The organism is Pseudomonas sp. FJ2-5-13 (assembly GCF_029201605.1).
In the GTDB taxonomy this organism is placed as follows: domain Bacteria; phylum Pseudomonadota; class Gammaproteobacteria; order Pseudomonadales; family Pseudomonadaceae; genus Aquipseudomonas; species Aquipseudomonas lactis.
In genome coordinates this window covers 2496065-2508326 of sequence record NZ_CP104045.1, presented here as the reverse complement: position 1 = coordinate 2508326, position 12262 = coordinate 2496065, and the positions used below count along the sequence as shown (strand labels likewise).

General features: G+C 61.1%; 2 protein-coding genes. One reads left to right on the top strand and one right to left on the bottom strand.

Annotated elements, in window-relative coordinates; all coding sequences use genetic code 11:
- Positions 1-11: 11 nt before the first annotated feature.
- Positions 12-7184: an NEL-type E3 ubiquitin ligase domain-containing protein gene (locus N2A98_RS11040; protein WP_275623416.1), complete on the bottom strand. Its 7173-nt coding sequence runs from the start codon at positions 7182-7184 to the stop codon at positions 12-14.
- 199 nt (positions 7185-7383) lie between these two features.
- Between N2A98_RS11040 and N2A98_RS11035 the strand changes: the two genes are divergently transcribed.
- Positions 7384-12210, top strand: coding sequence for a DUF6543 domain-containing protein (locus tag N2A98_RS11035; RefSeq protein WP_275623415.1), 4827 nt, complete (start codon positions 7384-7386; stop codon positions 12208-12210).
- Positions 12211-12262: the final 52 nt, after the last annotated feature.

Here is a 12262-nt window from a genome sequence, read left to right as displayed (position 1 = left end):
CACATTAGTCCTCAGCGAATGCTGGCCAGGCGTTGTATCTCCATGCGCGACAACTGCATCAACTTCAGGTTACGCGCGGTCGCCCGCTCCACCTCGAGCCGATTCAGCGCTTCTTCGTAGCGGCGCAGGCTCTGGGCATCGGCGCGCTCGGTGTGCTCGTCCTCCAGTGCTTCGTACTTCTGCGCAAGCTCCTTGTTTAGCGCATCAAACTGTTCGGGGTAGCGCTCTTGCAGGTACCGAGCCCAATGATCCTGGGCCACCAGATACTCGATGAACTCATCGGAGCCTTCCTGGGCGAGGATGCTGGCCTGGATCTGCGCGCGCCGTGTGCCCTCGATCGGGCGACCATAGGCCATGTACTCCGGTTGCCCCGGCAGTTCCAAACCGTCGGGCCAGCCACGGGTCAAGCCGATGCGATACCTCAAGCGCTCCTCGGCCCGGTCCAGGCCTGTGGCCGACGCTTCGGCCAGTTGATCGACCCGGTCGAGCCGGAACAACTGCCGCGATAAATCCAGCAGCGCTCGCCCTCGAAGATCAGGCCTTTGCAGCGGGATGCCGTGCAGGGCTCGGTACTCGAAGACCCGCACCTCCATCTGACTGAAGGTGAGGATACGCCCGTCAATACAGGTGCCATGGGTTTCAGCCTCGACGAACAACAGGCTGCGCAACTCGGCGTTTGTGGTGGCGGCCTCGATCACATCCCACACGCGCTGCGTCAGGCTGGCGCGGTTGAAGTTGAACTCCGAAGTCAGGCGCAGGCTCGATATCAACCAGAAAAACCGGTCATGGTCAGGGGCTTGCGCCAGCAGCACCCACAGCGCCGTGCGCTGTGTTATCTGCCCAGGGTTGGAACCTTCCAGCCAGGGCTCCAGCGAGGCATTGGCCACCGTGCGCTGCAGCTCGGGCACCGCCTCCACTGGCTCGACGGCAGCGCCCGGATCGCCACCGGAATCGCCGTCCGAGTCATCGGAATCGGGGTCGGAACCGGAGTCCGAATCGCTGTCGGAACCGGCGTCGAAGTGTTGATGCCAGGCATCAAGCTCTACGCGGTGAAACCCCATCAAATTGGTCAGTTGGTGCATTTTGGCGTACTGGTACAGTTCCTCCCGGGTAGCAAGCGTCAAGGTGTGGTTGCCCGACAAGTCGGTACCAGCCACCAACGCATCATGGGCGCCACTGAGCAGGCCGGGCGGTAAGCTGGTTAACACATTGCCGCTCAGGTCCATGCGGGTCAGGTGCGGGGCGGCCAACACCCCTTCAGGCCATGTCGACAGGCTGTTGTAGCTCAGGTCCAGCGTCTCAAGGCGACTGAACGCGCTGGCATCGAACGCCTCCAGGTCGTTGTGGCTCATGTCCAGCCAGCGCAAGCGCTCGGCGCCCGCCTGGGTGGGCAGAGCGGGTGCCTCTGTGAACAGGTTGGTGGCCAGTTCCAGCCGTTCAAGTTGCGTCATGCCTGCAACCGCATCAGGCAGTGCTGACAGTTGGTTACCGCTGAGTATCAGGCGGTTTGCCCGCGTGAAGGCGCCCAGAAATTCGTTACTGCCTTGGGCCGTCAGCCTGACGCCGGTTAAATCGAGCGTGCGGATATGGTCAAAGGCCAGGTTCAGCGCGGGCAGATCGCCGGTCCTCAGCGCCCTCAGGCTCAATGTGTCCCCCACCTCCCCGGTGCGTCCCGCCGTCACGCCTTGCTGCCAGGAAAAGCGGATAGACTCTGCCGCTCGCGTACGGGTGAACGCGACGGTGTCGCCATCGGCAATCCGTATTTCTCGACTGAATACCCAGCCATTCAAGGTTCGCGTGAGTGCCTCAAAGGTCCGCTGCCATTGACTGAGCAGCGTATCGAGTTGCGCGTCACTCATGCCGGATTGGCGCAACTGCTCGATCCTTGCCGCTCCTTGCTCATCGTTCAACATGGCATTCACACGGCGCAAGCGCACGACGAAGCTGAGGGGGTACCCAGGGTCTTCAGGTAGCTCCCGCCAAGGCAATAAATACCGGGACAACGACGCAGCCGTCTCCGGGGGCGGAAATGGCCAGGGCTCTTGAGCCAGGGCAAAACGGCTCAATGCGCCTTCTGGCAGCCCCCTCTGCCGCTCGATGCGGTTACGCGCCGCCGTCAATGCTGCCTCACCTTGCGTGCTCAGCGGGTTACCCGCCAGTTCAGTACGCAACAGCATATCCGCGTGGCTCAGGGCGCCTGGGGCCACACTCGTCATCGCGTTGTCACGTATGTCCAGGCAGGCTAACTGCGTAAGGTTTTCGGCACCGGTCGGCCATGCCTGTAACAGCGTTTCGCGCAGATTCAAGGCGGTCAGATTCGTCATCGCGCTGACATTCAAACGCCCCAGCCGGTTGTACTGCAGGTTCAACACCTGCAGATTCTTCATTCCATCAAATTGAGCCTGCACCGCTGGGGTCACCACGATATGGTTATCGGACAGGTTCAGGTGGGTCAGGGAAGGCAGCACGTCGGCGGCGACAGGCACGTCGCTGAGGTGGCTGTAGCGCACTTCCAGTTGCTCTACCCCGCCAAACGCGTGGACAAAGCCTTTGAGCTGGTCGGCGGGCACATCCTCGAGCCAGCTCAGCTTGAGCGTTTTCACATGGGAAAACGTACCGGCTGGCAACACCGGCAACTCGTCAATTTTATCGCTGCTCAACTCGGCAGCGGTAGGCAGGTCAAAGGCTGGCAGTTCGAACACCGAACCATCAAACGTATCGACCTGCCCGCTGAGCTCATCGTCGAGCTTGACCCCGTAGCGCTTACGCACGGCCCAGCTCCAGCTTTTCTCAAGCGCCGTCAGGATGCGCGCGTTATACCCCGCCTCCCAGTGCGCTACGCGAAACTTGTGCCTGACGCCCAGCAGCGTGGACGGCTGATAAAACTGCTTGAAGATACCCAGGTGTTCTTCGCGCAGTGCCTGGAGCGCATTCATGCGTGTTTGCGGGGTCTTCCAGGTGCTCATGAGCGCGTTGGTCACTCGCTCGGCGACCGTCTTTTCGCCCATCAGCAACGTCAGTTCTCCCTGGGCGAAACCTCTGACCATTTCATCCAGATTCACCAGGTGCGGACCCGCGGTGCCGGCGTAATTCTTGACGTGTTCGTAGGCCGGCTTGAATGCTTCATAGCTCAATTGCGACCAGTCCAGCGACAGCCCGCGCCACAGCCGCTCATACCCGGTGTAAAGGCTGTCCGGGAGTTTGAGGACCTTGGTTTGCGCCAGGTCCAGGCTCTCCAGCAGCGCCAGTTGCTGAACATAAGCCGGCCATTGCAACGTCACATTGGGCGCAACGACTTTCAACGTTTTGAGCTGGTTCAGCGGTGTTAGGTCCAGGCTGTCGAGGCGTGCGCTCTGATAGCCAAAGTAGCCGATCTCCAAGCGCTCAAGGCCGGTCAATGTTGCCAGCCTGGCGGGAAACTGCTCCGCCAGCTCCGACGCCCTGAAGGTCAGCTTCAAGTGCTTGAGGCCTTCCAGGCGCGCCAGCGAGAACGGCACGTTGGTCAACAACGGACGTGGCACGCGCTCAGCGCGCAAGCCTTGGGTGGCTTCGATGGACAGGCTTTCAAGCTTGGGAAAATAGCGCAGAAACTCGTCGATATTACCGTCATGCAAGGCGGCACCACTGACGTTCAACTCGCGCACATGGGAAAAATTCGCGGTCAGGGGCGGCAGCGGCGTATCCAGATTCAGCGACAAGACCTCGGCACCGGTCACCTTGCCGGCCAGCACGGCCTGGCGCCAACTGCGCTTGAGGGCCTGGGCGGCCAACAGGTGGTAATGGCGCTCGGCGGGCGCTGCGCGACTGATCCAGTCATCCAGTGTTGCCTGCATCTGGCGGTTTTCTTCAAACAACGCCCTGAGTCGCTCCGCAATCGCCCGGACGTCGTTGCCCGCCTGCCGCAGCTCAAGGATAAAGTCATCGACTTGGGCGTCGGTCAAATCCGGGTAGATCTTGCGGACTTCGCGGATAACCGCTTGACGATGGTCCGGCACGCGCCCACTGGCGTAATAGCCCTTGAGCACGCCGTTGACGCGCACAGGGGGTTTGAACCAGCGGGTCTTGGGTTCCAGCCACTCTACGGCTTGCATGCGATAGGCATCGGCCTGTTCGATGATTTTTGCCTGCAGCGCAGCGTGCTGGCTCACCTGCGGCACGCCCAGACTCTGGCGTGCATCATCAGGCAAGGCATGCATCAGCGAGGCGAAAAAATTATCGCCATGGCTGGGCAGGCTATTGAGGGCTTCACCGCGCTCATCGAAGGCTTGGTAGGCAGCCCCCTGTTTGACCAGGTACTTTTTCTCGCTCGCAGCCTCAGGCCCGGTGCTGTCTAGCAACGCACCGTCGACACGGCCATCACGCACTTGCAGGCGTAGCGTCGACGGCCAGCCCGGCAATGTCTGCAGGGTATGCAGCGCCAGCCGGCGCGTGTCCGCCGTGGCAATGGCTTCGCGGCGCAAGCCGGCATAGGCGCGCACCAGGCGCCCTTGGCGGGCATACCAGCGTGCTTCCTCCAGCATGTTCAAGGGCACGTGCGTTGCGCTATCGAACGCTGCCAGCTCGTCCGCCTGGGCGTGTTCGAGCACGGCGTGCGCCGCCGATTCACTGAGCCCGGGGCAATTACGCTGCAGCCGGCGCACACGCGGGTCCACCGCTTCGGTGCCGGTATAGATACTGTCAAAAATCGCCGGTTTGCGCTGGCGAGCATAGTCGGCCAGTTGCTTGCTGAATTCCAGCGTGCGCGCCTCGCTCACCCGCGCCGCCTCGGCGCCGAGCAGCTTCACGCGCTCGGACTCATCCAGGGCCTGCAGGATACGCTCGGGCAGTTCGCCGCCCAGGATATGCTCACGGCTGACCTTGATGGTCGCGCCAATGCGCGAACGCCCGGCGCCATATTTGACCGGTCTGGCCGTCAACGCCGGGCCGTCGATGACTTCCAGCGCGCGACCCTGGGGCCACCTCGGCATTTCCACAATCAAGGGCAGTGCATACAGGTACAGCTCATCAATGGGTTTGCTGCCCTCCAGTTGCTCGATCACGTCAGCGGCGGCGGTATCCGCCTTGAACAAGCGCATCGCTTCCAACAGCTCGGGCGGCGCGACCGTGCGCTCAACGTGCACTTTGCGCAGGGTGTTGTCGCTGACACCGCTGATATCCGCCAGCTTGAGCAATGCCTCGTCAGTGAAGCCTTCGGTGGCATGCCCGATACGCCGTAACAGCGTGAGGCGGTCCCATTCCAGCGGGCGCTCCAACGTGTGTTGCCAGGCCCCGTGGCCGTTATGCTCAAGGATCGGCTGGTAAGCCTGGGGATCGCTGGGGTGCTTGATCCGCCATTTGCGCAGCGACGTGTCGTACGTCTGCTCGTAAGCCTGGGCGCCGAGGCGGACATAGGTCTTGCCGTCTTTCACATATTGGCCCAGGGCATTGGGACTCAGCGTGTTCTCCAGCACCACCGGGCTGGCATAACGGTCCAGGCTGGCTCGCCACAGCCGGGTTCGACCATCGGGCAGCGTCACCTCGTTCAGCGTTTCGATCACAGGCTCCGCCTTGGCTGCCCGCCAACTGACCGCAGCGCCCACGCCGGCCATAATCGCGATCTGCGCGAGGTTTTCGGCGACGTCCACCAAGTGCGCCTTGGCCGCTTGCAAATCCCCTTCGCCCCACTCTACCGCGCCTTCGAGCGTCTCATAGAGCAACTGCCCGGCCATCACTCCCATCATCACCTCGCCGAGTACCGGCACGAACATCGAGGCGATGTTCAGCCCAAGCATGCCGATCTCCAGCAGGTGTGCGAGCTTGGCGTCACGCGCCTTGGCATCCACCTCAGCGGTGGGTACCGCGTGGGCGCGGGCGTCGGCGATCAACTGTTCGCGATGTTGCTCATAGAAATACTTCCAGGGGTCGATGTTCGCCGCCCAGATGCCCTTGCCGGCTCGGGTGCGTGTAGACGGCGCCAGATAGGGGTCGTTGTTGGGTTCCAGTTTGGCAGGCGCTTGGGGTGGCAACTCCTTGATGCCCGTGATGAACTGCGGCGTGGTGAAGTCCAGGAGTTTCTTCCATGGCGAGCGCCAGATGTCCGTCGGGGAGTCGGCGGCCTTCTGGGTGAACTGGCTGAAGTAGTAAGCCCGCTTTGCATAGGGCACGAACCGGCTGAAGAATGCCTGGTACGGCGTCGGCGCAGGGTCGGCGCGCTTGTCGGCATCGCGCTCGGTAAACAGGCGCTTGAACTCTTTTTCCATTTGCGCCCAGGTATAGCGCTTGAGCGGATGCACAGGGTCCTGGGGAACGTAGATGATCAGCTCATTGGGGTAGGTGTATTTCTTGCAGATCAAGAACACCATGCAGCCGGTCATCCTGAGCTTCATCAGGCCCAGGGTCCTGAACCACACTTGCTTGTCGCCCATCCACGGGTGAATTTCACCCTCGATCACCGACAGAATCATGCGCTGGTCGGCGGGCTGGATGTCTCCAGTCAACACGGCCTGCTCGGCGGCGGCCTTCAATGCAGCCTTCTGGCTGGCAATGAAGTGCTCGCGCAGGGTGACTTGTGCGGCGCCCTCCTGCGGGTAAAAAAACGACTGCAGATACGCTTGGTATTTGGCGCCGATGTCCAGGCTGCGGCACAGGCTGAGGAACTGGCTGACCTTGAGGTTGAGCGTCACCGAATGGTAGGTACCGGGTGTGCTGGTCGCCTCCATGAACCCCGAGGTCTTGTGGTACGCCCCTTCCTTGCACTCATAAGCTTCGAAGTTGTGCAGGGCCGCCTCCAGCATCGACAGCTTCAGGAACTGGAAGTCCGACACCTCGACTTCGAGAATTCCCACCGCCAGCGGCCGGCGCAGGCACAACAAGGTTTTATCGACGTCCACCTCCACCTGGTATTGGTCTTTCAACGCCTTGAGCAGCAAGGGCCTGGCGAAGGCGTCGATGTCCTGGAAGCTGGCCATGGTTTTGTCCAGCTGGGTCTGTGCGGTAAAGCTCGCCATGAAGCTGGCCGCCAATGCCTTGCGTTGCTCGGGCGAGGCTTTTTCGAGCCAGGCAGGCTGCGGCGTGGCGGCGTCCTTGAGCGCTTGCTTGCGCGCAGGTATGGCCTCGATCAGCCAGGAGGGGCTGGCGCGTTCGAGGAAGTCGCCGTGCAAGCTCTGCGTCGCGGCAGGCGAGGAAGGTTGGGTTACATCAGCCATCGGGTCACTCCTTTGATATGGAGTGCCAGAACACCATGCTGGGTGCCGCGCCAAGCGGTGCATATATGGCGCCCGGCGGCTCAAGCGCCGTCGGCGGTATCCCTATACCGTCTGTGCGGTGACGAAATTCGATTTGCTATGGCTGGCCCGCAGAACGGTGCCAACCACCCTCGAATTCAAACAGACAATGGATTTCGTCATGCCCAACCCCGCCCCGCCCCCTCCAATTGTTTTTGAGCAACTGCCTGCCCAGGCGGTCCACACCCGTTTCGCATCGCGTCCAGCCTTGTACTCGGTGGTATTCAACGCCCTGCGCAGGGGGATTCTGGAGCACTATCCAACGCTGCAACTGGACCTGCGCTCGGTCAAGCTCGCCACCCCCCATGCCGAGGGGCACTACACCTACCCCTCGTTGATGGAGTATGCGATCGCGCATGTGCTGAAACCACAGTTGATGGACCTGCATCCGCAGCGCGAGCTGCCGTACTACCTGACCCAGCAGCCCCCCAAGATACTCAAGCCACGGGCGCCGGCCCTCATCGACATGCAGGTCATCGCGCGCCTCCTCGATGAGCTGCCCGAGTCGCTGTACCTGCACTGGCAGCACGACCTGGCGGGCTACTGGAGCAGCGTCGACAGCCATGGCCGCAGTCGCTGGCAATGGCTGAGCGACTTTCTCCACGGTCAGATGACCGCCACCGCCGCACGCTCATCACATCTGGACGAAACCCAGCGCGACATGCTGGCGGTCGTCGCTGCCTGGCCGGTGTTGGCAGAGCGCCTGCCGCGCTCCACACCTGCCACCTATGTGTACTTCATCGAAAACACCTTCAACCGCGCCGGCCAAGAAGCGCTTCTGCTGACACCCGACCTGCTGTTGGTGCGCGATAAGCAGGTGCTGCTGTACAGCCTGGCCGGGCACATCGAGACCTTCGATTGCATCGATGCGTTCAGCCAATCCTGGGCGACGCGGATGCAAGCGCGCTTTACGTTCGACAGCATGACCTGGCGACGCAACGAACCGAACGGCAATGTATTCGACCAACAAGCGGGCCTGATCCTCAACCAGCAGCTGCAAGACCTCGCAACGCTGACGTTCCAGGGGCAAGACGAAATAACCCTGGGCCGGCGCCTGGAAACCCTCACCGACCCGGCGATTTTCTTTACCCCCGTGCCCGTCCCCCCCGCTCCATTTCTTCACCAGGTGAGCGCCCAATTGCCAGGTTGGCTCAGCCAGGCCGACAACGCTGACCGTTTTGCCTACCATCGCCACCTGCAGGACATGGCACTGGTGCTGCAACAGAGCGAGGGGCAATCCTTCAACCAGGGCATCGAAGACTTGCACAGCTTCAGCCGCGCCGCCTTGCGCAAACAGATGCAAGCTGATCATGGCGACTACGACCCCGACGACGTGGTGCTGGACTTCACGATCGGTGCCGGCTACCCAGGCGGCGCCGGTATTGTCGAGCATGTGCGCCTGTCACTGACCGAGCTGGCGGTAAAGAACCTGGCCGGCAAGCCCAGCGGCACGCTGGAAATACTGGCCAAGGGCGCCCAGGCCTTGCCGTCCTGGCTGACAGAGGACTATGTGCTGGGGGCCTCGGGATTGATCCAGCGCGTGGATATCGGCACGGCCTATCCGCAGAACATCAAGGACACGCTGTTGTCCGACACCGCCGATGCGCGCCGGCGAGAAGCGCTGTTTACCCGCGCGCTGAAGGTCAGGTTGCCGATGCAAGCGCTCGAACTCAAGATCCGTCGACAGCATGGCGTCAGCATCGCGGGTTATCGCTACGTAAAGGCGTTGATGGGTGAAAGCCCGTTGGAGCGTTTCGTTGACGGCCAGGAGATCGTCCTGCGCCCTCTGGCTCTGTGCCGCAAGCCCGGGGCCTCACCCGATGAAGTCAGCAATGCGTTTATCATCGAACCGCGCGATGCCAAAATTGGCCCGCACCTGCTGTACCAACCGCTGTACGCCGATGCGCTGCATGAGTACCCGACCCGCCAGGCGCTGCTGGATGCCCTCGCCAGCCCCGGCGCCTTGCAAGACAGCGTATTGACCTGGCTGAGCGACAAGGCGCGCCCGATCTACGATCACGGCGGTATCCGCGAACCCCACCTGATTCGCTTCCTGCCTGGCGACGAGCTCAGCGTGCTTGAAAAACCCGAGGCCGCTACCCTGGCGGTCGATGAGGGCGCGGGTGAATGGCTGCAATCGCAGGTCAACGGGCAACTGCTCAACCACCTGTTCGGCAGCACGGCGCGAGCGCTGGTGGACTTGGCGGACCGCGAGTCAGTGTCCAACAGTGAAAGCCGCTGGGCCCTTGTGATGGAAGGCGCCTGGTTGCTGTTCAATAGCCTGCTACTGCCGCTGGTGCGAGGACCGGCGATGCTGGCGGGTTGGTTGATGGTACTGGTCGGTAGCCTGGCGCAGGACCTGGCGGGCCTGGACAGCGATGACCCAACCACCCGTGAGGTGGCACTGATCGATCTACTGCTCAACACCGCGATGGTGCTGTTGCACGCTGCCTCGCCCTCGGCGCGGCCGTTGGCAGAACCTGGCGCACAAGACCACGCCCTGCATCTGCAAACCTGGCGCCGCCCGGTCGGCCTGCCACGCGTTCAGAGCACCGCGGTGGTGCGTCATGGCCCGGTCGCACTCCCCGGCGAGCCACCGGCCAGCGGCCATACCGCCCTGGACTTCAGCCGTTCGCTCGCCAGCCCCATGGCCAGTGCAACGTTACTCAAGGCGCTGGTCGAGGTGCATGTGCCCTGGCCCGCCATCTTACCCGCTGCGCAGCCAAGCGGTGCGTTGAAAGGGCTTTACCGCATCGACGGAGCCTGGCACGCCAGCGTCGGCGGGATGTTGTTTCAGGTGAGTGTGGTGCCGGGGTTTGGCGAGGTTTACCTGGTCCATCCGCAGCACCCACAGCGTCCGGGCTTCAGGTTGACCAGCGATGGCCAGGGGCATTGGCGTCTGGACCGACGAGCCAGGTTGAAGGGAGGGATGCCCAGAGAGAGTCTCAATAAGTGGCTGTCTGCACGTGAGCAACGAATACAGTCGTTAACGCAAGAATTCGCCGCGCTCCTTGTGGAAATGAACGCGTCAGTGAACGTTACCACCGGGTTTGAATCCGCCTTGAATACCGCCCGAGCCAATCTGGTCGACCAGGCAAAGCGCCTGAGGGATGACTGGCTACTGCTCGGCACCTCAACCGGCATCCCGCAACTGCACCTCAGGGTGACCCAACGGCATGCGGCCAGGCGCGTCAGTACGGCGCACGCCAGGGCCCAATGGGAAACGGCACTCGATAACTACCAGCAAAACGGCCGGGCATTGATCCCCTTGATGCAGCGAATCGAAGCCAAGGCCGATGAACTGATGCAAACCGATCGCACCAACCCCGCACACAAACCCGCACGAGATAAAGCCACAAGAATCATCTATAGCTACTGGAGTTCGGTCTTTGAATGCCTGGCGCAAAAAATGGCCGACACCCTGGCAAGCGACACCGGCGAAAACGCCAGCGAACTCGGTGAGCGCGCCAATCGTGAACTTGCTCAAAACATCACCCATGCCTACGACGAGTACATTGACACTAAAAAGCAGCAAGTAGAGGCGCTCAATCAAATGATTGAACCGGCTGAACACATCGAAACCCTTCTCAAGCAGGCTGATCCTGGGCAGCGCCGGCTGTTGCTGGAATATAATCCTTCCGATCAACACATCTCTTCAGTGGCCATCAAACAACATGTCATGCTGGTGTTCACCGATCTGGTGTTCAATCGCACCCATCGCCCTGTGAGGGTGATGGAGTTTCCTTTCATCCGTGTACTCACTGACGCCCAAATCGCCAGCCTCGTGCTTGCACATACCGAGATGCGCACTACCGCTGGCTATTCGACGGCGGAACAAATCGCTGTGCTAAAAGGCGTCCTAGAGCGCTATGAGCAGCTGGCGAACGCGGTCACCTCGTTGCACGACATGCGCTCCGGCTTTGTAAGGGAGGCTTACCGTGTTTCGTACCTGGCACATCTGAACGAGGCACGTTCGAGCCTGGAGGCGCAACTGGCCAACTTGATCCTGGCGCAAGAAAAGATTGCCCCGCAGCCTGCGCTCGATAAAGCCAAACGCCAAAAAGCCGCAACCCGACGGGTTATCAAAACCGCAGACAAGAAAAGCCTGGTGGGTGACGTGCGTGCGCAACAGCCCGATGAACCGGGCAATTATGTCGATATCACGGACCCGCTCACCAACACAATCATTGCCTCTTACCACGAACATGCCAGCGAAGGCGTGTGGAAAATCGTCGAGCCCGCCAGCGTGCCGACTAAAACGCCCGCGCCTGTGGTTCGATCCTTGAAGAGAATTAGAGCAGACGCACAAGCCATCAAAGACGAGCGGCAAGGTATTGATGAACGCATTCGCTACCAGCAACGAAAACTGCGCGACCCTGAGCAGCGGGAGGTCGTGAACCCCTATGATTGGGACGTGATGCTGAGTCAGCATGCGGCAAAATTCAAAGCGCTTGCCGAGGAGCTCAAAAACACGACTGACGAAAGCGCCATTGCCCTGCGCAAAAGTTACGATGACGAGGCAATAGCGGCCACTGAACAGGCTCGTCAACGCTGCGCAGAAGGCTACCTGTTACAGCGCCCCAAAGCCGCCAAAATCGACTATCTGTGGACCCACGGTTTTGTCGACATCAACCTGGTCAAAAAACGTGTGCCATTGAAGGCCGGTGACTACCTGACCGAATATGCCATACGTGACAAACGTAAAATCAAGGCCGGAATGAGGCAGGAAGACGCGGACCTGTGGTACGCGCATTTTCACTACTCCTCCGTCGAACAGCCCGTTTCAAAGCCTGATTTCGGGCACTTGAAGACCCCAGCGGAACGCCTATTCACGCGCAAGGAACTGATGGAGCAAGCCAGAGCCAATAACCGCTCTGTGATCAATCTGGAGAAAGCGTTGGTAGAGGCGCCGCTGGATCAGAAACTGTTCCTTGGCCTGGAAGTGTGAACGGTGCGAGGCACGTTCCGATAGGGTTGAACTATTCTCTGTAGGATGACCC

Coding starts and splice junctions, on each gene's coding strand:
- N2A98_RS11040 (WP_275623416.1), bottom strand. CDS start 7,184: ATGGCTGATGTAACCCAACCTTCCTCGCCTGCCGCGACGCAGAGCTTG.
- N2A98_RS11035 (WP_275623415.1), top strand. CDS start 7,384: ATGCCCAACCCCGCCCCGCCCCCTCCAATTGTTTTTGAGCAACTGCCT.